Annotated in this window: 16 protein-coding genes, 3 tRNA genes, 1 pseudogene and 1 riboswitch; of the genes and pseudogenes, 14 read left to right on the top strand and 6 right to left on the bottom strand. The window is 42.9% G+C overall.

Features of this window, described 5'->3' with window-relative positions:
• Nucleotides 1-104 precede the first annotated feature (104 nt).
• The 3 genes from AB1K91_RS04160 (at nt 105) to AB1K91_RS04170 (ending at nt 358) form a co-directional block, all read left to right on the top strand.
• Nucleotides 105-179, top strand: a tRNA-Gly gene (locus AB1K91_RS04160).
• 5 nt (nt 180-184) lie between these two features.
• Nucleotides 185-258, top strand: a tRNA-Cys gene (locus AB1K91_RS04165).
• An 18-nt stretch (nt 259-276) separates the two neighbouring features.
• Nucleotides 277-358, top strand: a tRNA-Leu gene (locus AB1K91_RS04170).
• Between the two features lie 267 nt (nt 359-625).
• Here the strand turns inward: AB1K91_RS04170 and AB1K91_RS04175 are convergent.
• Together AB1K91_RS04175 and AB1K91_RS04180 are read right to left on the bottom strand one after the other, a co-directional pair.
• Complete coding sequence (locus AB1K91_RS04175; protein ID WP_413088389.1) at nt 626-1,825, bottom strand: MFS transporter; 1,200 nt, start codon at nt 1,823-1,825, stop codon at nt 626-628.
• Nucleotides 1,822-2,412 carry a non-canonical purine NTP pyrophosphatase gene (locus tag AB1K91_RS04180; protein WP_413088391.1) on the bottom strand — a complete coding sequence of 197 codons (591 nt, stop codon included), beginning with the start codon at nt 2,410-2,412 and terminating at the stop codon, nt 1,822-1,824. Before AB1K91_RS04180 ends, AB1K91_RS04175 begins: the two co-directional genes overlap by 4 nt.
• 98 nt (nt 2,413-2,510) lie before the next feature.
• Between AB1K91_RS04180 and AB1K91_RS04185 the strand changes: the two genes are divergently transcribed.
• The 3 genes from AB1K91_RS04185 (at nt 2,511) to AB1K91_RS04195 (ending at nt 6,922) form a co-directional block, all read left to right on the top strand.
• Complete coding sequence (locus tag AB1K91_RS04185; protein ID WP_413088393.1) at nt 2,511-4,271, top strand: ABC transporter substrate-binding protein; 1,761 nt, start codon at nt 2,511-2,513, stop codon at nt 4,269-4,271.
• A 196-nt stretch (nt 4,272-4,467) separates the two neighbouring features.
• On the top strand, nt 4,468-5,661 hold the full coding sequence (locus AB1K91_RS04190) for a hypothetical protein (protein ID WP_413088395.1): 1,194 nt from the start codon (nt 4,468-4,470) through the stop codon (nt 5,659-5,661).
• A 16-nt stretch (nt 5,662-5,677) separates the two neighbouring features.
• Nucleotides 5,678-6,922, top strand: a complete 1,245-nt coding sequence (locus tag AB1K91_RS04195; RefSeq protein WP_413088397.1) for a Zn-dependent hydrolase — start codon at nt 5,678-5,680, stop codon at nt 6,920-6,922.
• Nucleotides 6,923-7,010: 88 nt separating this feature from the next.
• Here AB1K91_RS04195 and AB1K91_RS04200 read toward each other — a convergent pair whose 3' ends face one another.
• Nucleotides 7,011-8,402 carry a pectate lyase family protein gene (locus AB1K91_RS04200; protein WP_413088827.1) on the bottom strand — a complete coding sequence of 464 codons (1,392 nt, stop codon included), beginning with the start codon at nt 8,400-8,402 and terminating at the stop codon, nt 7,011-7,013.
• Between the two features lie 337 nt (nt 8,403-8,739).
• Between AB1K91_RS04200 and AB1K91_RS04205 the strand changes: the two genes are divergently transcribed.
• Nucleotides 8,740-10,782 (top strand): bifunctional metallophosphatase/5'-nucleotidase, encoded by a 2,043-nt coding sequence (locus AB1K91_RS04205; RefSeq protein WP_413088399.1) that lies wholly within the window; start codon nt 8,740-8,742, stop codon nt 10,780-10,782.
• A 41-nt stretch (nt 10,783-10,823) separates the two neighbouring features.
• Here AB1K91_RS04205 and AB1K91_RS04210 read toward each other — a convergent pair whose 3' ends face one another.
• A complete protein-coding gene (locus AB1K91_RS04210; RefSeq protein ID WP_413088401.1) occupies nt 10,824-12,026 on the bottom strand; it encodes a DUF4317 domain-containing protein in 1,203 nt (400 codons plus the stop codon).
• Between the two features lie 169 nt (nt 12,027-12,195).
• Here AB1K91_RS04210 and AB1K91_RS04215 point away from each other — a divergent pair, with 169 nt between their 5' ends.
• Nucleotides 12,196-12,942 (top strand): hypothetical protein, encoded by a 747-nt coding sequence (locus tag AB1K91_RS04215; protein WP_413088403.1) that lies wholly within the window; start codon nt 12,196-12,198, stop codon nt 12,940-12,942.
• Nucleotides 12,943-12,973: 31 nt separating this feature from the next.
• Here the strand turns inward: AB1K91_RS04215 and AB1K91_RS04220 are convergent, their stop codons facing one another.
• Nucleotides 12,974-13,618: a DUF3885 domain-containing protein gene (locus AB1K91_RS04220; protein ID WP_413088404.1), complete on the bottom strand. Its 645-nt coding sequence runs from the start codon at nt 13,616-13,618 to the stop codon at nt 12,974-12,976.
• Nucleotides 13,619-13,893: 275 nt separating this feature from the next.
• Here AB1K91_RS04220 and AB1K91_RS04225 point away from each other — a divergent pair, with 275 nt between their 5' ends.
• A complete protein-coding gene (locus AB1K91_RS04225; RefSeq protein WP_413088828.1) occupies nt 13,894-14,040 on the top strand; it encodes a GNAT family N-acetyltransferase in 147 nt (48 codons plus the stop codon).
• Between the two features lie 84 nt (nt 14,041-14,124).
• Here the strand turns inward: AB1K91_RS04225 and sfnG are convergent, their stop codons facing one another.
• On the bottom strand, nt 14,125-15,210 hold the full coding sequence (gene sfnG, locus AB1K91_RS04230) for a dimethylsulfone monooxygenase SfnG (RefSeq protein WP_413088406.1): 1,086 nt from the start codon (nt 15,208-15,210) through the stop codon (nt 14,125-14,127).
• A 101-nt stretch (nt 15,211-15,311) separates the two neighbouring features.
• Nucleotides 15,312-15,417: riboswitch (SAM riboswitch) on the bottom strand.
• A gap of 126 nt (nt 15,418-15,543) precedes the next feature.
• Here sfnG and dhaK point away from each other — a divergent pair.
• The 5 genes and pseudogenes from dhaK to AB1K91_RS04255 form a co-directional block, all read left to right on the top strand.
• Nucleotides 15,544-17,286 (top strand): dihydroxyacetone kinase subunit DhaK, encoded by a 1,743-nt coding sequence (gene dhaK, locus AB1K91_RS04235; protein WP_413088410.1) that lies wholly within the window; start codon nt 15,544-15,546, stop codon nt 17,284-17,286.
• A 162-nt stretch (nt 17,287-17,448) separates the two neighbouring features.
• Complete coding sequence (locus AB1K91_RS04240; RefSeq protein WP_413088412.1) at nt 17,449-17,904, top strand: VOC family protein; 456 nt, start codon at nt 17,449-17,451, stop codon at nt 17,902-17,904.
• 47 nt (nt 17,905-17,951) lie between these two features.
• The gene (locus AB1K91_RS04245) at nt 17,952-19,004 is read left to right on the top strand and encodes an NAD(P)H-dependent flavin oxidoreductase (protein WP_413088414.1); all 1,053 of its coding nucleotides are present in this window, start codon (nt 17,952-17,954) and stop codon (nt 19,002-19,004) included.
• Between the two features lie 29 nt (nt 19,005-19,033).
• Nucleotides 19,034-19,648, top strand: a complete 615-nt coding sequence (locus AB1K91_RS04250; RefSeq protein ID WP_413088416.1) for an NUDIX hydrolase — start codon at nt 19,034-19,036, stop codon at nt 19,646-19,648.
• Nucleotides 19,649-19,689: 41 nt separating this feature from the next.
• Nucleotides 19,690-20,256: pseudogene (locus tag AB1K91_RS04255) on the top strand (histidine phosphatase family protein); the annotation flags it as partial.
• Nucleotide 20,257: the final 1 nt, after the last annotated feature.

Here is a 20,257-nt window from a genome sequence, read left to right on the forward strand (position 1 = left end):
CATTCGTGGGTTCGATTCCCATCGATCGCCCTCCATATAGCTTAAGGCTATAGCCAAGTAAACAGGCAAGGATTCCATTGGAATCCTTGAAGCCTGACTTGTATGCGGAAGTAGTTCAGTGGTAGAACACCACCTTGCCAAGGTGGGGGTCGCGGGTTCGAATCCCGTCTTCCGCTCCAAAATTGGCGGCATAGCCAAGTGGTAAGGCAAAGGTCTGCAACACCTTGATCACCGGTTCAAATCCGGTTGCCGCCTCCATAGAATATTTTATAACATGCCGGTGTGGCGGAATTGGCAGACGCGCACGACTCAAAATCGTGTTCCGTAAGGAGTGTCGGTTCGACCCCGACCACCGGTATCACTAAATTACCGTATTGCCAAGCGGTAAAAGAAGGATCCTGACATAAAATCAGGGTCCTTTTTTATTGTTTTCATGATGTGAAGATATTGAAAGAGGAATGAAGAAAAATAGTTCCGCATTTTACCCTTACTATTATATTCTTATGTCAAATAGCTACATGTGGTTTCATTTATATACAAAGTGAACTGCTCTTAGATGCCCCGTAAAACAAGCTGATATTTTACGGGGCATCTTTTTGATAGAGCAAAACATCTTATCTTAGATCTATCTTAATCGAGTGTGTATATAAACTAACCAGACAATCCCCAGACATATCATAATGATACCAGACAGGTAGTAGATGGAGTTAAGGCTATACATATCCAGCACGATAAAAGCTAATAGAGGACCAAGTGCAGCCCCAACGTCAATCACAATTGTATAAGCTGTCATCACCTTTACTTTATCGGATTTAGCTGCAGCTTTTATTGCTAAAGAATCAGTGATTGTAACAAAAAGTGTGGAAATCATCTGAAAGAATAAAAGCAAAATAATTAAAACGCCGACAGTCTTGAAGCTGACTAAGGCACTAATAATGATACCCCCAGCCAAAAGCGGAAATAAGATCACATGTGCAGGAATCTTTCTTTTATCTATTATATTTCCAATCTTTGGGGCGATAAAAGGATCCCAAGCCCAGCGTAAAGCTTGTATGAAACCAGTAAGCGTAGCAGCTCCAATAGTTATGTGCAGGACTGTCCATTCTGCATGATAGGTATCTTCAATCAATCTGCTTAACGTTGACGCGAATAGACCGAATACAATAAATCCCATCACCGTCCCTGTTATAAGAATCAACGTAATATAAGAGTTAATCCATTCTTTTACAGTTACTTTAGCTTGTGTTTGTTTAGGATTGTTTTTTGTACTTGGCACTAAGTGTATAACAGCGGGTATAGTAATCAGCCCTACGAGAGAGAACAACGTTGTTACCATTTTGATAGAAATAGAAGATTGATCAACCAATATTCCACCTGCAAGCATGCCAACTAAGCCACCCAGACCCCATAAGCCATTGTAAAGTCCGACATTTTTCCCATGGTTGGCTTCGGTCGTTGTTTCAATGACGGTCAGATAACCACCTATCCTCAGAAATGACCATGCGACTCCCCATAATGCACGCATGGTGAAAAGAAGCCAGAACTCTTTAAAGAAACCATAGCTGGCTGTTGTAAAGACTGCAATAATCAAAGAAATCAAGATACCAGTCTTCAACTGGAAGCGCTGATAGAACATCCCGACTAATGGATTTATCGGCAGACGGATAAAACGATTGATAGAAAGCAAGAGACCGACTTGCCAAATAGAAATCAATCCGAATTCTTGCCATTGAAGGGGTAACACAATAATGAACAGAGCATCCCCGAGTAAAGCAATAGCTGTGATTAGCGCAATTCCGATTACTTTATTTTTTGATGGATTCATAGATTTTGTTTTCCCATCCATTCAAGTATGTGCTGTTGTGCCTGGTATAAAGCTTGGTTTCGATGAAGGAAGGGGGAGAGACTATCTTCCTCAAAATCAGAAAGTGCCTTCCCGTCACTAAGCAAAAATATATCACTGTAGCCTCGGATATCCCTTTTGCTGCTTGTTGTAATCCATCCATGCATACTCCCATGGCAATCGGCCATTTCTCCAATGGGAAATAATATCGCTATACTGCTTGTGAAATTTGCCCTTCTTTTACTTGAAGGAACAGTTTCCAGCATGCGGAGAAGCTCGTTCGCTCGATCTTTATCTGTTCCAGGGAAAAAGCGAGCAGTTTTTACATTTGGGAAACCATTAAGACAGTCTACCGATAATCCTGAGTCTTCACCTAATATAATGTCATTTGGGTAATGTGCTTTTACTGCTTCAACCTTTAAATGCGCATTGCCGCTAAAAGTAAGTTTACTTTCATCAACGTCATGGATGTTTTGTGCAATGACAGTCGTATTTAAAAGCATATTACTAAAAAAAGCTCTAATCTGCTGTACTTTTTCTTTATTCCATGAAGCAATTACCAATCTCATAAATTCACCCTCCTGCATTTTAGTGTACCTTTTGAAAAGAGGGAAAAAAGTGTATAATTCTCTTTAACTCTTTTCCCCTTTTTAGGAAGGTTGATCTTATGACAATAATTGAGCATTGTGCAATGTTATACAGAGAATTGAACTGCACCGATAAAGTACTGGAAGTTAAGATGGCCGAGATATCGGATATTCTGTCCTGCTCTGTTAGAAATGCGAAGATAATCATTCGTAAATTAGAGGCTTTGCAATGGATTGAATGGGTTCCGGGCAAGGGGAGAGAGAATTGTTCAACAATAAAATTATTAAAAGATATGGACTCGATTATCACGGAGAAGGCAAAAGCCTTACTAAGTCCTGATAGCATTGACTCCTCCCTTCAATTTTTAATGAACCAACATGTAAACAAATCGGTACAGCGGGAATTTATAGATTATGTTTTCCGTAGCTATCTTAATGAAGCAACATATGCAGAAGAAAATGAAATTGCAAAGCTTCAATTTCCATCGTACCGCCCGCTGCCAAGTTTAGATCCAGCCAAAGTTTGCCGACGTTCGGAAAATCATATGATGCGACACATATTCAGTCCGCTCGTTGTATATAAAGAAGATGCAAACGAATTTCACCCTCATCTCGCTCATCATTGGAAAAGTAATCAAGACTATACCAAGTGGACCTTTTATTTACAAAAAGGAGTTCGTTTTCACAATGGAAAAGAGATGACAGCCGATGATGTTCGTTATAGTTTTCTTCGACACCGGGATGGATCATCCCCTTATAAATGGATCGTACAGAATTTATCAGCAGTTAACAGTCTCCATACATACGCAGTGGAATTTTTGTTTCTCAAGCCATGTCATACCTTCTTACATTTAGCCTCTTGTTTAGGGGGAAGTATTGTGCCGGCAAGTAACAATAATGCTGAAGAAAAACAGATTGGCACTGGTCCTTACCGGATAGTTGAAAATAATGAAGAAAAATTAAAATTAAAAGTATTTGATGATTATTTCTTGAGGCGTCCATTTTTAGATGAAATCAACTTGTACTTCTTACCCGCACTCTATGATAATCATACTGTTATTGACAGCCATATTAGCAATCAGGAAATGAATTTCTATCATTATCCCTATATAGGGATAACAATACAGAGCTTCGAGGAATATACTTTTTTGGACCGGGGCAGCAAGTTGCTTACTCTTAACTTACGAAAAGGATTGCTTGCCGAGGATCGAATGTTAAGAAAAGCAATCTATCACTTTTTAGCACCTGAACAAATAATAAAAGACTTAGGTGGTACACGTTATAAAAAAGCATCTCGTCTTGTTGAAAAGTTTAAGAGCGAAGACATTTTCACTGCCAGGGAAGCCGGGAGATCAGCACTGGCCAGCAGCAAGTATATGGGGGAAACCCTTACCTTAATGAGTTATCAAGGAGCAGGTAATGAAACAGATGCCAGCTGGATACAAAAAAAGCTGTTAGAAGAAGGCATTAATATACAGATATCGATTTGCTCATATGACCAACTGCATGAACTTCCTCTTGAAGAGTCAGATTTTCTTTTAGGAGAACATCTGACCTACGAAAACGAGCTTTATACGTATTTAGCTGCATTCAAAGGAAACCACAGTTTATTGCGATATCACTTACCGCAGAATGACGTATTTCGCTTACCGGAAATGAGTGAACGGAGAACGATTCGCAGATTATGTGAATTGGAAGATAAGCTCATTGAAGAATATGGGCAGATTCACCTTTATAAGATAAAACAGTTTGCTTTTTATCCTAGTTATGTAAAAGATGTGCACTTCAACTCTCTTGGGTGGATTGATTTTACGAAGATTTGGTATGAGAAAGAAGATTAGACAGGATGTGCAACACATCCTGTCTTTGCTATTTAGATTATACTGTATTTGGATTTGGAACATTAATATCTTTAGAAATTACTAAATTGAATTGACTGAAAACTACAATTATATTATCATTCTAACATGTTTGATATATTTGAATATTCTATATTCCGGTATATGGAAAAATACATCAAGTAGTTAGGAGACTCTCATGTCGCAATTATTAGCATTAGTCATACTTACCCTTATTCTATTCATTGGAGATCTGGTTGCCGTGCGAACGAAAGCTTGGGTGCCGTCTGTCTTCGTTTGTGCGATATTATTTCTCGTAGGATATTGGACTTTCTTCCCAGCAGACATCGTATCGGTGGCTGGTGTTCCGCCAGTGGTAGCTACGATGATGATGTACCTGTTGATTACCAATATGGGGACATTGCTGTCACTTAAAGAATTAAAAAAGCAGTGGAAAACGATTGTAATTGCACTGTCTGGTATTTTGGGAATCGTTGTTTTGCTGCTGACGGTTGGAACACTTATTTTCGGTTTTGAAACAATGGTCGTAGCGATTCCGCCTTTAGTCGGCGGAGTAGTTTCTGCGCTGATTATGTCTGATGCAGCTGGTGAGGCTGGTCTTTCATCTTTGGCAGTGTTTGCTATCGTCATTTACGTGATGCAAGGTTTTGCAGGCTATCCGATTACATCATTTGTACTGAAAAAAGAAGGGAAGCGATTGCTGAAGCTTTATCGGAATGGAGAACTTCAAGTGGACGTGAATGATAAAGAAAAAGAAGAAATAGCAGCTACTGTGGAAGCAGCACCATCCAGATGGAGACTGCCTGAAAAATATAATACGGATTTCTTCAAGTTCTTCAAGCTGGCACTAGTTTCTTATGCAGCGTATCTTGTATCAACTCTGTTGACACCACTATTTTCAATCAGTCCATTCGTCCTTTGTTTGTTGTTCGGGGTTATTGCCTCTAGTGTAGGTTTCCTTGAAAAGCAGGCATTGCAAAAGGCAAATGGATTTGGAATTGCAATCTTGGTGCTGATGCTGTTTATCTTCGACGGGTTGAATCAGGCTACACCAAGCATGATGCTTCAAATCTTGTATCCGCTGGTAGGAACCATCATCCTTGGAGTTATTGGAATGTATATCTTCTCCTTTATTGCCGGTAAGATTTTAGGGGTCAGCAAGAATATGGCATTTGCTGTTTCCCTGACGGCACTTTACGGTTTCCCGGCGGATTATATTATTACAAACGAAGTAATCAAGTCTTTGACCGAGAATGAAAAGGAAAGAGAAGTATTAACGAGCCGTATGCTTCCGCCGATGCTTGTCGGGGGTTTCATCACAGTCACCATCGTATCAGTTGTATTAGCAGGAATCTTCGTCGGTTTCTTATAATGGAGGTATGGAAAGAATGAGTGAAATAAAGGAACGTATTGAAAAACATATCGAGGCATTGGAACAGTTTACCGCAACACCTGGCAATGGTACCACTCGGCTCACATACAGCGAGGAAGATTTACAAGCCCGCAATTATATCAAAGAAGAAATGCAAGCATCCGGTTTGAAAGTAGTCGAAGATGGTTTTGGCAATATATTCGGGAAGCTGGAAGGTACCTTACCGGATGCTCCCAGTGTAATGATTGGTTCACATTTTGATTCTGTGCCAAATGGAGGGGCATATGATGGTCCTGCTGGAGTAGTGGCAGCTCTTGAGGTGGCGCAGCTTTTTAAAAAGAATGGATTGAAGCCAACATATCCGCTTGAAATCGTAGCGCTAGTGGAAGAAGAGGGTTCACGCTTTGGCGGCGGATTGATGGGTTCACGAGGAATCACTGGTTTGCTGAGTGAAGCTGATTTTAACAGCTTAAAGGATAAGGATGGAATCTCCACAGTAGAAGCAATGCGGAAGATAGGCTTGAACCCATCGCTGCCAAAAGGAAGAGATTCAAAAACAATGAAGGCTTTTCTTGAATTGCACATTGAGCAGGGGCCAATATTAGAGGAGAAAAGCATCCAAATCGGTGTTGTTGAAGCGATTGTAGGTTTGACTCAATATGAAGTGACAGTGAAAGGGCAGGCGGGACATGCTGGAACAACTCCAATGGACCGCCGCGCAGATGCTTTGGTAACTGCAGCAAAAATCATCAGTCAACTGCCTGCGCTCGCGATTGAAGAAGGAAATGGTACTGTACTTACGACAGGACGTCTTCATGTCTTTCCCAATGGAGCAAATGTTATTCCGGATAAAGTTGTATTTACGGTTGATATCCGATCCGGAAATGAAGAAAACGTGCAAAACGTGATTGTGAAAATGAAGGATTGCATAAACCACCATCAAGGAAATGGAATCGAGGCCCTGGCTGAAGAGCAGCTTTACATTCAGCCTAAGTTGCTGAATGAAAATATCAGAACACTATTGAAAGAGAAGAGCAGTATGAGTGATGGTTCCTATTGCTCCATCAATAGCGGAGCGGGACATGATGCGATGATCTTTTCTGATTTCACCGATGTTGGGATGTTATTCATTCCAAGTAAAGCCGGGCTGAGTCACTGTCCGGAAGAATGCTCGGACTCAAGAGATATAGCTAAAGCAGTAGAAATTTTCTATGAAGCAGCGAAAAAATTGACGGAGGCTAAAATGACGACATTCAGTTAAGGCATGGCCTTAGAACAGGAATAAGTCTGCACATTAGTAGTAGAGCTAGGCACCATCTAAGTGGTACCTAGCTCTTTTCTTCTTTTATTTACTTTGTACCCATCCAATCAAATGCGCTGCGATTCAGCTTTCCAGCTCCTGCTCCATCAGATGCAGTGAGCTGATTAATCAAGTTCGCCGGGTCATCTGTACTATAGCTGTATGGAAGTTTGCTGAATCCATTCCAGGAGAAGGGGATCGCCGGCGCGGGTTCTGGAGCCAGCGGACTTCCGCTAGTGGTACTGTCGCCGCGGAATGTATTGCCGTTATTACTGTAGATCGTATCCAGTGCTAGTATTTTTCCGGTATATGAATTATCGGCGGCATCTTTCTGATTGTTTTTCATCGGCTGTGTGACATCCTTGATTACTGATTTCTCCAAAAGCAAGGCACCGCCTTCTGTGGAGATGGCACCATTATTTGTAACAGTGAAGTGATAGCCTTTCGATTTGATCGCTTTACTCATGCTGGATGTAATTCTGTTTTTGGCTTCTACAAGTCCTGTATTATTCATGACGATATTGTAAGCATGGGCATTTCCGCCTCGAAGACGTGGTATCCTATCCTGTATATTTTCGTAATAATTATGATGAAGCGTGATTTCCAGATCGGCATTATCAGATGCAAAGGATGATGCCCCGATCAGATGGGATTTCTTTTGTCCGGCAGCAATATCGATGATATCGTTCTTGCTTAGGCCGACTGCACTGCTGCGAAGATATGCATACATTGGGTAGGACGCTTTATTCTTCTCCATAGCATTGATTTGCTGTGTCACCCAGCTATCGGGACCCTTGTCGTCCCCTTTGAATGCGGACCAAGAAATGGTGACACCATTGCTGCCTTTTTTAACATCAACAATTCCATCATAGGCTTTATTGAAAGTGCTATGGTCGATCCAGACGCCTTCGCTTGCGCCTTCAATCGTAATGTAATCCCAATCGTTCCTATCATAGTCTCCTTTTGTAGATTCATCCCATTCCCAGAGCTCATCAAATTCCAAATTGCGTATGATGATGTTTTTGCTTCGCTTGATAATGATGCCCGCGTGTTTTATCTTGGATCCATTCTTTGAGAAGATCGTCAATCCATCGAAGCTGTCGATTGCAAGCTTGCTTACACCGCTCTCTTTCAAAACAGGATGTGTTAGCGGTGTATTATGCTGAGAGAATGGCGATGTCTTGGCAGAAGAAGGAAGTTCATTCCACCCCAGATCAAGGTCATTCATGATTTCGATAACTTTTACATCGGAGCCTTTTTTTAGTGCTTTGGCAAGATCGGTCGCATTATACACTTTTCTGTACGCTGGATCGGTCTCTTCCAGCACACCGCCCCCTGTCGTACCTTGGGCAAAGCCTGTCAAGCTATAATTGTTTTCTGCGTGGACAGTTTGACTAAATGGCAGCGCCCCTAAGATTGCAGCTAGACATGCCCAGGTCATCCACTTTATTACGTTTTTCACAGAATTCCCTCCCTGTTTATGTAATATATGTAAAATACAAATATTAACTTACCATAATATGCGTCGGGCTAATACCACTTTTTCTAAATTGCATATATATAAGTAATACAAATCTCATGTATATTTGGTTATTAATTCCAATTCATGGTCCGATGTTAATCATTTTATGATTTTTAAATATTTTTAGATATTCACAATCTCTTAATGATAAATTAATAGTAGTTCTCTACACTGATAGAGAAGAGTCGACAAATGCAGCGGGGCAGATATTTGTATAATCTGTCGACTTTATTATTTATTTGGGGGTATCTAAAATATGATGTATAAGAAGCGTTTAAGATTTTCGCTGAGTGTTGCTGCAATTATTACAATCCTATCATCAATTGTTTTACCTACTAGTACATACGCAGATGATGGGAACGGAGAAAACTTCTCGTTGACAATCATGCATATGAACGACACACATGCACATGTGGAGCCGCTGCCGAATATGATTACTGCGATTAAGGAAGTCCGTGCGGAAAATCCGGATGCATTACTGTTTAACGCAGGAGATGTTTTTTCGGGAACACTTTATTTTAACCAGTTCAAAGGACAAGCTGATTTGGCACTTATGAATATGATGGATATTGATGCGATGACGTTCGGGAACCATGAATTCGATTTGGGCTCCAGTGAAAATGGTCATAAGTCGCTATCTGAGTTCATTGCAGGAGCTGACTTCCCATTCGTCTCTGCCAACGTCGATTTTTCTGGGGATGCTTATGTTGGAAACAAGGTGACCAATACGTTCACAGAAGATGCACAGGATAGCACAGTGTATGACGGTATGGTGAAAGAAATAAACGGGGAGAAGATAGGTATTTTTGGGCTGACAACAGAGGAAACACTGGAAACTTCCAGCCCGGTTAACGCAAAAATCTCCAATTACGCTGCAGAAGCAGAACGAGCAGTATCTGCTTTTGAGGAAATGGGAGTAGACAAGATTGTAGCGCTTACCCATATTGGATATGACAGCAACCCTGCGGTGGGTAATGATTTAATGCTTGCAGAGCAAGTGGATGGTATCGATGTTATCGTCGGGGGCCATTCTCATACCAAATTGGAACAGCCTACAGTGGTCAATACGGATGAAAACGGCACAGCAAAAGATCCCACAGTAATTGTGCAGGCATATCAATATGCTGAAAATCTTGGGAAATTGGATGTGGAATTCAATGGTCAAGGTCAAGTCGTAGGCTATGAAGGTCGTTTGATCGATGTCACAGGGAAACAAGCCGATCCGGATGCAGTAAACGCACTTGCTGCTTATAAAAATGAAGTAGATCAAGTTTCCAACGAGGAGATAGGAGCTATTGCTCAAAAGCCGCTTACTAATCCAAGACTTTCTGATAGTGACATAAGTGTACGGGCTGATGAAACAGAACTAGGCAACTTAATCACGGATGCGATGCTCGCCAAAGCACAGGAAAAAATGCCGGAAGTTTCGATAGCCATGCAAAATGGCGGTGGCATTCGTGCAGCAATCGATCAAGGTCCGATCACAGTCGGGGAAGTGATTGCTGTATTGCCATTTGGTAATGACCCTGCTGTCGTGCAGCTGAGCGGTGATGAAATCAAACAGATACTGGAATACAGCGTCCATTTAGCCCCTGCAGAAAGCGGCGGCTTCCTGCAGGTTTCCGGCATGAAGTTCACTTATGATAGTACGAAGGAAGCAGGTTCCCGTGTTGTAAGCATGCAAGTGAAAGATGGGGACGGGTATGCAGATATCCAGCCTGATCAAATGTACGCTGTAACAACAAATAATTTCACAGCAAAAGGCGGAGATGGTTACGATGTATTTGCCCAAGCATATGCGCAAGGCCGTGTGCAAGATCTTGGGGAAATAGACTGGGAGCAATTCCGTGATTATATGGTGGAGGATTTGAACGGTGAAGTGAACCCGGTCATTGAGGGACGTATTACGGATCTGGAAGGCAAAGAGCCGGAGCCGACAGAACCACCAGAGGAGCCGAAAGAAGAAATTCCAGATCCAGGTGAAGAAACTCCAGATCCAAATGATGACGGACCACAGGAAGATCCAAAAGATGACAATAAACCGAAAGACGAAGATAAAAATGATCAAGACGATAAAGACAGCACACCACCGCCAAGCAGCCAAAATAATAACGGCAACGGCAGCAACTCAGGTGGCAGCATTGTAAAAGTCTCTGATGACAAGACGAGCCCAATCAGCAGTGGAAATAAGCTGCCGAACACGGCAACGAACATGTATACGTACATGCTGGCGGGAGCGATATTGCTGGTAGCAGGTGCAAGTCTCTTTATCATCAAAAGAAAGAAAGCGAAAGCTTAATTAATACAAATAAGGATGCTGCATGGAGCAGCATCCTTTCTTTATAACTGTTCAGCTTCTTCTTCTCTATTAACCTTATTTATCAAAGCTTCTTCTGCCATCTTGAATCCTTCGATGACAGTATCTTCCTCAACTTCGATCATGATGCAGCGTTTATTGTTGAAAACAACTTGCCGTACGTAACGAAGATCTTCCGGGCTGATTGCAATATTGGCAACTTTCGTTTTGATTTTGATGGATTTGGAATTGTACTTGGGCAACACACTGGTGGCTTTCATTTCATATTTCTCATCATCAATGACTTTTTGATAAGCCGTTTCCACTTTTTCCGGTGTCACGTCTTCTACACCGCTCATTGTCAGGACGCGTTGGATATCCTGTCGATCAAGCTTTGGTGCTTCTTCTTCTTCATTCTCTTCTACTACACGATTTATTTCCTCATACACACTTGCAAGGGCGGAGGTATTAAGCTGATCGCCGGTAATATCTTTGACTATCTCTTCAAAGACGCTTTTATCATCTCTTGCTGTCATGATTTCTTCAGCATTTAAAACGTCCTCGATAAATGCGGTATCTGGTTCGTATGCTTTTGCTGTGGAGTACAGCACATGATTCACGTCAGCGGCGCTGTCGTTGAAGCAAGGGAACAAAAATCCTGATAGCGGCGCTTGCAGGTTGATTACAGGATTTACTGTGACATTGTATTTGAATTCTCTTTCCACATAATCAAATTCCAGTTCTTTCTTCGGTTCCTGTGTTTTATTGATGCTGCAAAGCAGGAATTGGTGGGAATACATCGTGTCATTCGCGTTTTCCTCTGATTCCTCACTTTGGCGTTTCTGCGCTTTCAGGTATTCCGCCTTGATGAAGCTGATGACAACATCATGTTCATACTGTCTGTCTTCCAGCATCTTTGCAACAAGCTTCAGCATATCATTTGTCCATTCCTCGACATCATTCGTGAGCAGGCCGCGATGCAGGATGAATTGACTGCTGTCCTCTGCATCACGTTTGAATTTCAGTTCGAATAATTTCTCATCCAGCTGTCCAGCCAGTACTTTTTTGAAATTGCCAAGGAAGAGCTCCTGCTGGTCTTCATCCAGCATACCGAATGGCATGCTTTCGTGATGGTAAATGTCGCTGGATTCCTTCATGATATAAACATTGAATATATTTGAGATTTTGAGCTTATCATTGCCTTTTTTGAATTGTCTCCGGATAGTTGCGATGTCTTTTTTATTCATATCGTTTCCCGTTCCTTATTGATAGAGTGAAATGCACGTTCACTTATTTTAACATAGACATAGGGTGCGAAACGGGACTTTTATTGTTGGGTTTTGTTATATATTCAATTTGTTTTATGGATAATTATGTTAATATGGGGGTGAATCTATTAGCTAAGGAGTTTTTTGAATGAGGCATATTTTTTCTCTGGAAAATACAGAAGATTACAACAAGTATCAAAGCCTGATAGAGGAGTTCAAAGAAAAATTATCAGCCTTTCAGCGTAGACTGCAAATAGACTATCAATTGATCGATTTGCCAAAGGCGATTGTCTGGACCGCTTCTGAACTGGCTACTTCCGTGTTTTCTGAAGTTCCGATTCCAGCCTTTACAAATAAGGATATCATCTATATGACGCCGGAGCTTACAGCATGGAAAAGACTTTTTATCGAGCAGCTTGAAGGACATGATTATCCGGAAATAAAGGCTTTCTATGAGCAGATCTCCAGCAATCAAGTTCTGGCAATTGCAGGGCACGAGTTGACCCATCATTCTGATTTGTTTTTGGATGAATTTGATGATGATAGGGAAGGGGGCATATGGTTCGAGGAAGGCATGTGCGATTATTTATCCAGAAAATATCTGTTAGGAGAGCAGGAGTTTATGGATATCAGCAATATAGAATATAAGCTGATAAATATTTTTAAAGACAAATACGGAAATCATTCCTTGGAGGATTTCGGCAGCAGTTCCTATGAAGGCAGCCTAACTAGTATTATGTACGATTACTGGCGGAGCGGATTTACTGTTAGGTATCTGGTCGAGAAAAAGTTTGATAACAATGTGTGGAAAGTATTTGAGCAGTATCACAAATGGGATAAAGAAGGACGCAAGGTTACATTATTAGAATACTTTGATGTAGCTAATCTAATATAATCTATCTGACATGTAAGAAAACAGGAGGATGTTAGCCCCCTGTCTTTTCATCATATCTATAGGCGGCTAGTTGACTTGATAGGATGTCGAGCGCCGCTTGCTTTTTGGCAATCACCTCGCATCCTCTATCGTCATATACAAAAAAGATGATATCCTTGCTTTTGTTGACAAAAAAGATATCTGGATAGCTGACATAGCTTTTGAATCTTGGTTTGAGAGGAGGGAAGTCTTCGTTACATGCAGCTTGAAGGATAGCGGGAATCCTGATATCAGCTGATTTACAACACAGGGAAAGCTGCTGGTATTCAAAAAGGTTATCATCTTCCTCTTCGACTTCAAAAGGATAAGGCAATGTCTGTGCCTGAATCTGATAGAGCAAATCTTTCTTTTTTACATAAGGTTTAATCGTGCGCGTTTTTTTTATCATTGTATTTTTCATCTTATACAGATTGGCAACAAGATAGAGCTCATCATCAGCATCAAATAAACGGTTGAAAATAGTCAATGTTTGATGATAGACAAGATGGAACCGATCCATATTGAGCTGGTCATCGTCCAGCAATTGATAGATATCTCCGCCGAGCTCGATGTGGATACCTGTATGCCATTGATCGTAAATACTTGGAACCAGTTCAAGATTGGGAAAGCGGCTTACTAGATAGTCTTTTACATGCATAACAATCACTCCTTAACTGCTACCGCTAGTGTATTATTATAGTATATTTAAATGGCAGGAGAGAAGTATAGGAATATCCATTTTACTGTACCGCCCGAGATTGATATAAGAGAATTGCGGATATACAAAATTCGAGTTTTACATCTTATGAAGCGGCAACGAAAGAAGCATGCTTGAACGGATGGAAATTCTCGGCTATGTCGTTGGGTTCGGTTATACAGCAGCGCTATAACAGATGATTTGTCTGCACATACAATACTAAATCCTGCTAAAGCATACTCAGTTTAGCGGTACATCCTGATTATAGAGGGCAAGGGATTGCAGCGGAGTTGCTGAACGAATTGGAAAAAGTGTGTGTGATATCAAAGGCAGGGAATTACTTTGACATGCTTGGATTATTTGGTTCCCAAAGGGTATTGTAAGGAAGGGAGATTGGATTCCGTTCAAGCAGGTAAGGTTAAAGAAAATGAAAGTGATTGCTCCTGTAAATAAGTAGACAGCCCACATTACGTGGGCTGTTTCACATTTGTCAAAGCTGCTTCCTTCGCACGAACGAGCGGAATGACTTCACGACCGAAGCGCTCCAAATCTTCTTCATAATGAAAGTGACCGGTCAGGACAAGGTCGACACCGATTTCTTTCAGGCGAATGATTTGATCGGCAACTTGTTCGGCTGTACCGATCAGGCCGGTTTTGAAGCCGTCATTATATTGGACAAGGTCCTCATAAGAGGAGTCTGCCCACATGCCTTGTTTGCTGCGGGTAGCTTGGCCTGCATCCTTGACCGATTCCCGGAAACCTTCGACGGCTTCGTTATCGGCATGAGTGACAATATCTCGTAGGAGGGATACAGCTTCTTCTTCTGTATCCCGGACAATGGCAAATCCGTTTACGGCAAATTTCACTTCTCGGCCTTCTTTGGCTGCCCGTGCCTTTACATCTTCAATTTGCTCCTGGAAGCCCTCCAGCGTATTGCCGTTCATAAAGTAATAATCCGACACGCGGGCTGCCATATCCCTGGCCACTTCTGAATTGCCGCCCTGGAATATCGGAATCTGGTTCTTTGGCTTTGGCTTTAATGGGGCATCCGTCAATCGATAAAAATCTCCCCGATAAGTAGCTTGTTCTTCTTCCCACAGTGCCCGAAGCACGCGGATGAATTCCTCGGAACGACGGTAGCGTTCGTCATGATCGAGCCAATGCTCGCCGTAGCTGATGAATTCTTGTTTGAACCAGCCACTGACGACATTGACAGCTGCGCGGCTACCGCTGATATGATCCAAAGTGGCAAGCATCTTCGCGTAGACGCCAGGATGCCAAAGCCCAGGGTGGACAGCAGAAATAAGGTTCAGTTTTTCAGTGACACTGGCAAGAGCAGAAGCGAGCGTTATCGCCTCCAGCTGTTTATCCGCCCCGTAGCTTGCGATGAAGCGCGTTTGCAGCAGGGCGTATTCAAAGCCATTCTGTTCGGCGATTTGCGCGTAGCGTTTGTTCGCTTCAAAGCTCCAATCCGTCTTTTGCGGCAATTTGGAAATGACCAGTCCGCCGCTCACATTCGGTACCCAATAAGCAAATTTCACATTCTCTGTCATGTTTATCCTCCAATAGAGTTTGCTTATCAAGACGTATACGAAACCAGCCCTTCTCCATAAAAGAGAAGGGCTGCGGATATGTAACTGCCATCCGTACACGCTTCTCATCTTCAGGATGTATTCATCCTTCTGAAATTGGCACCGTGCTGTTTACAGTCGGTTGCCGAGGCTTCACTGGGTCAGTCCCTCCGCCTCTCTTGATAAGAAAACTATTTTTTTGTGATTTTATCCAAAATTTTCTGACTTGTCAACCTAGTTTGTGCAATTGTGAATTCGTTCTGTTAAGCTGAAGGAAGATAGATACTTTTGCTTGTAATAAGAGGAGGATGACCGATGAAGAAGATCATCAATCGGCCGGAGGATGTCGTCTTGGAAATGTGCCATGGATTGGTATTGGCGCACCCGGAACTCGAGTTATTGAAAAAGTACAAAGTGATTAAAAGGAAACGACCGCAAACGGATAAGGTGACGCTGATCAGCGGTGGCGGCAGCGGGCATGAACCTTCCCATGCAGGTTTTGTCGGAGAAGGTATGCTGGATGCCGCGGTATGCGGGGATATGTTTGCTTCGCCTTCCCAAATTCAGGTCTATCAAGCAATCAAGGAAACAGCGGGTGAGAAGGGTACATTGCTGATCATTAAAAATTACAGCGGGGATATCATGAATTTCAAGAATGCTGCCCACTTGGCCGAGGAAGATGGGCTGGAAGTGGATTATGTAAAAGTGGATGATGATATCGCTGTCGAGGATAGTCTGTATACAGTCGGCAGGCGTGGTGTTGCCGGTGTCGTCCTTGTGCATAAGGTTGCCGGTGCTGCCGCTGCCGAGGGACGCGACTTGCAGCAAGTGAAAGCAGTTGCCGAAAAAGCTGTTTCCCGCACACGCAGCATCGGTGTTGCCTTGACTTCCTGTACCTTGCCTGGAGGTGAACCGACTTTAGAACTGGCAGAGGATGAGATGGAGTATGGTGTGGGTATTCATGGTGAGCCAGGGATAAGACGCGAAAAGGTTCTGTCAGCAGATGAGCTGGCAAAACGCATGGTCGATGACTTGCTGAAAGAAGGGCAGCCTGAAGAAGACGCGGTATTGCTGATCAATGGATTCGGCGGGACGCCATTGCAGGAGCTGTACTTGTTCAACCAGTCAGTCAATCGGGAGCTGGCAGAGCGCAATATAAAATTAAACCGGATATTCGTCGGCAATTATATGACTAGTATCGATATGGCGGGTGTTTCGGTAACCATCATGTCACTTGATGAGGAGCTTCGCACATTGCTTTCCAGCCATTCAGATACACCTGCTTTCAAGATCGATGGGCCGGTGGAGCAGCCAGCGTTTGATGAGGTGGAAGAATCAGCTGAAGAGACGGATGTATCTTTCCAAGTGGAAACAGACAGCACGTATGCACAAGTAAAAGGAGCTTCTATCACACTGGAAAATGTCATTTACTTAGTAGATAAAATGAGTGAAATCATCATTGAGAATGAAGCGGCTTTCAACAAGCTGGATACGCACGCAGGGGATGGTGACTTCGGTAATAGTGTAGCAAAAGGCTTCCGTCAGTTGAAAAGGGAATGGAAGCAGATTCTCGATCAAGACAGCCTGACAATTGCGAAATTCCTCGACGGTGCTTCCATGGTGATCATGGAGCATTGCGGAGGTGCATCAGGTCCGATATGGGGCGGGGCTTTCCGAGCTGCAGGTAAAGCGGCAGAAGGCAAGCAGGAGCTTTCCGTTTCGGAATTCGCTGACACGCTGCAACGTGTTGTAGCAGCTATCCAGGATATCGGGGAACGTTCCTTCGGCCGCGGGGCGGAAGTTGGCGATAAGACATTGATCGACGCCCTTGCGCCATGTGCAGACAGCTGGCAGCAGAGTGCGACTTCTGGTGAAGATGTGAAGACTGCCTTTCAAAAAGGTGCTGAGGCTGCAGTTGATGGTGCGGAGAAGACAAGGGAAATCGTTGCACGGATGGGACGCGCCGGTACGGTGGGAGAGCGCAGTCTAGGTTATCCGGATGCTGGGGCACATGCTCTTGGAGTCATCTTTACCAAGTTGGCGGAAAGCCTGGAGTGAAGGTGAAAAAGCTAGTTGGCTGTGGGGAAATCTCCACGGCCACTTTCCATTGAGGCAAAATGTTATAAATAAAAATTATATGTGAATGAAGCAATTATCATGTTGGAAAGAGCGAACAATTGTTATATTTTGGGTAGGGAATCGAAAAAAGGAGCGCTATATATGATAGAAGGATTATATGAAGCACATTTACCGGTAAGTAAGCTGAAAAATTCTATTGAATTTTATGAAGGACTTGGGCTCGAGCTTTCCCATATCCATGAAGATAGATTAGCTTTCTTTTGGATCAAAAAAGACCATAGCTGGCTCGGTCTCTGGGAATCGGATAAAGCAGAGCTTGAATATCACCCGTCAATCAGACATGTCGCATTTCAAGTAAGCTTGGAAAATCTGAAACATGCATCTGGATGGTTAAAAGAGAGAGGATATCACCCAAGGGAGGCCTTCGGTTTTGGTCCTCACGAGCCTTTTGTGATGGCTCATGATGGAATGGCGCATGCAAAGATCCATTTCAATGATCTGGATGGAAATAGTCTGGAGCTTATCACGAAAATAGCAAACCCAAACAATGTAACTGCAAGAATGTATTTAAGTGAATGGGAGAAAATCCACGCCTGATTAATCCGCAGGAATGTCATACAGTGATAGTGAAGGAGGAATGAAATATGACAAATCAATTATTGAAAGCTATATCCATATCCCGTCCAATCATCCAAGCTCCAATGGCAGGGGGCATCACGACAGCAGAATTGGTTGCTTCTGTATCTGAAGCGGGTGGCTTGGGAATGATCGGTGCCGGTTATCTGGATGGTGAAAGCACCCGCCATCAAATACGGGAGGTAAAAGCAGGGACCAACAAACCTTTTGGCATCAATTTATTTGTTCCGACACCTTATAAAATAGAAAAAGAATTGATTGAGAAAGCACAGGAAGCGCTTGAGCCCTTTCAAAAGAAACTGGATACATCAGTGGTAAATGAATTCACTTCCTATGAGCAAATCTTGGAAACTTTTAATGAACAGGTAAATGTAGCGATCGAAGAAAAAGTACCGGTTTGCTCTTTCACTTTTGGAATTCCTGTTCCTGATGTGATTCGTTCTTTGAAGCAAAAAGGTATATATACGATCGGGACGGCAACTACATTATCAGAAGCAAAAGCAGTCGAGGAGTCCGGAATGGATGCTGTTGTCATGCAGGGTAGTGAAGCCGGAGGGCACCGAGGGAATTTTCTCGCTGATGTGGAGCAAAGCATGATTGGGTTGATGGCACTCATACCGCAAACCGTTGATCAAGTGAAGATCCCAGTCATAGCTGCGGGAGGTATAATGGATCGCCGCGGCATCATGGCGGCTCAATGTTTGGGTGCCCAAGCCGCACAGCTAGGTACTGCCTTTTTAACTTGCAAAGAAAGTGGTGCCAATGAGATCCATAAGCAAGCTATCCTGGAGCAAAAGCAAGAAGATAAGACGACATTGACGCGGGCGTTCTCTGGTAAAGCTGCCAGGGGGATTGAGAATGACTTTATCCGTGATATGCGGAAGGATGAGTGGGAATTGCCTGACTTCCCCATCCAGAATACCTTGACAAAATCCATCCGCTCCGCAGCAGCACAGAACAACGATAAAGAAGCAATGTCCTTATGGTGCGGCCAAAACCCAAATGCCGCAGAGCCTATCACTGTTTGGGAACTGATGCATAAACTAGTGGACGAAGCATAATAACGATAACGGAATGATAGGTGATAGTCTTGGATAAATGGTTGGAATGGGCAAGAAGAATACAGGCAATCTCCCAGGCAGGATTACATTTTTCAAAAGATGTATTCGATCGGGAGAGATATGAGGAACTGCAGCAGCTTAGCTCGGAGATTATCGCAAACTACACAGGGCAGTCAGCAGAGGAAGTCAAAGAAATACTTGCAGCCCAAAAGGGATATCCTACTCCGAAATTGGATATACGCGGTGTTGTTTTCCAGGATGGGAAGCTGCTGTTGGTAAAGGAAAAGATGGATGAGCGCTGGTCGCTGCCGGGCGGATTCTGTGAATTAGGGCTGTCGGCCAGTGAGAACGCGGTAAAGGAAATCCAAGAGGAATCTGGATACGACGTTGTGCCGAAGAAACTTTTAGCGGTGCTGGATTCGGATAAGCATACCGACAAGCCGCAAATGTTCCACTACTACAAAATCTTCCTTCAATGCGAGATTGTCGGCGGTGGAGCGCAGGAGGGTGTGGAGACGAGCGAAATCGGATTCTTTGATGAAACGGAACTGCCGCCTTTGTCCTTGAAAAGAAATACGGAAACACAAATCAATATGTTGTTTGAATTTCTGCGTAACCCGAAAAAAGAAAGCGTATTTGACTAGGATAAAACGTTATATGCACCAAAAGGTTGGAGGTGAAAAATATCACTACTGTCATTTATATGGTCAGACATGGCGAATCTCCCAAGGAAGGTAATGAAAGAACGAGAGGTTTGACTGGTAAAGGAAAGCTGGACGCATGCAGGATAACCGAATCCTTGAAAGGGGAAGAGATAGAAGTTTTCGTTACAAGTCCATATAAGCGGGCTGTCGAAACAATCCGTGATTTGGCGGAACATATGGGTAGAAAAGTGGTTGAAATGGAGGATCTTCGAGAACGTGTTTTTGCCTCTGGTGAAAAGAGGATATCTGACGAAGAATTGATTCCTCTGTTGGAGAAATCTTTTGCGGATCCAAGTTTTTCCTTAACTGGAGCAGAGTCGAATGCTGCTTGTCAGAATAGGGCGATAGCGGTATTGAAGGATATTCTGAGTATCCATAAAGGGAAAAAAATTGCGATTGCTATGCATGGTGCAATCATGACATTAATGATGGGGTACTATGATAGTCGCTATGATTTGGATTTCTTATTACATACATCCAAGCCTGACATATATAAGATGGTGTTCGATCAAAATGAACTGGTAAGGATGGATAGGATATGGAATTCTG

Origin of the sequence: Terribacillus jepli, from assembly GCF_047228925.1 — a bacterium.
Lineage (GTDB): Bacteria > Bacillota > Bacilli > Bacillales > Amphibacillaceae > Terribacillus.

Coding starts and splice junctions, on each gene's coding strand:
- AB1K91_RS04245 (WP_413088414.1), top strand. CDS start 17,952: ATGACAAATCAATTATTGAAAGCTATATCCATATCCCGTCCAATCATC.
- dhaK (WP_413088410.1), top strand. CDS start 15,544: ATGAAGAAGATCATCAATCGGCCGGAGGATGTCGTCTTGGAAATGTGC.
- AB1K91_RS04240 (WP_413088412.1), top strand. CDS start 17,449: ATGATAGAAGGATTATATGAAGCACATTTACCGGTAAGTAAGCTGAAA.
- AB1K91_RS04180 (WP_413088391.1), bottom strand. CDS start 2,412: ATGAGATTGGTAATTGCTTCATGGAATAAAGAAAAAGTACAGCAGATT.
- AB1K91_RS04220 (WP_413088404.1), bottom strand. CDS start 13,618: ATGCATGTAAAAGACTATCTAGTAAGCCGCTTTCCCAATCTTGAACTG.
- AB1K91_RS04200 (WP_413088827.1), bottom strand. CDS start 8,402: ATGACCTGGGCATGTCTAGCTGCAATCTTAGGGGCGCTGCCATTTAGT.
- sfnG (WP_413088406.1), bottom strand. CDS start 15,210: ATGACAGAGAATGTGAAATTTGCTTATTGGGTACCGAATGTGAGCGGC.
- AB1K91_RS04185 (WP_413088393.1), top strand. CDS start 2,511: ATGACAATAATTGAGCATTGTGCAATGTTATACAGAGAATTGAACTGC.
- AB1K91_RS04205 (WP_413088399.1), top strand. CDS start 8,740: ATGATGTATAAGAAGCGTTTAAGATTTTCGCTGAGTGTTGCTGCAATT.
- AB1K91_RS04215 (WP_413088403.1), top strand. CDS start 12,196: ATGAGGCATATTTTTTCTCTGGAAAATACAGAAGATTACAACAAGTAT.
- AB1K91_RS04210 (WP_413088401.1), bottom strand. CDS start 12,026: ATGAATAAAAAAGACATCGCAACTATCCGGAGACAATTCAAAAAAGGC.
- AB1K91_RS04175 (WP_413088389.1), bottom strand. CDS start 1,825: ATGAATCCATCAAAAAATAAAGTAATCGGAATTGCGCTAATCACAGCT.
- AB1K91_RS04195 (WP_413088397.1), top strand. CDS start 5,678: ATGAGTGAAATAAAGGAACGTATTGAAAAACATATCGAGGCATTGGAA.
- AB1K91_RS04190 (WP_413088395.1), top strand. CDS start 4,468: ATGTCGCAATTATTAGCATTAGTCATACTTACCCTTATTCTATTCATT.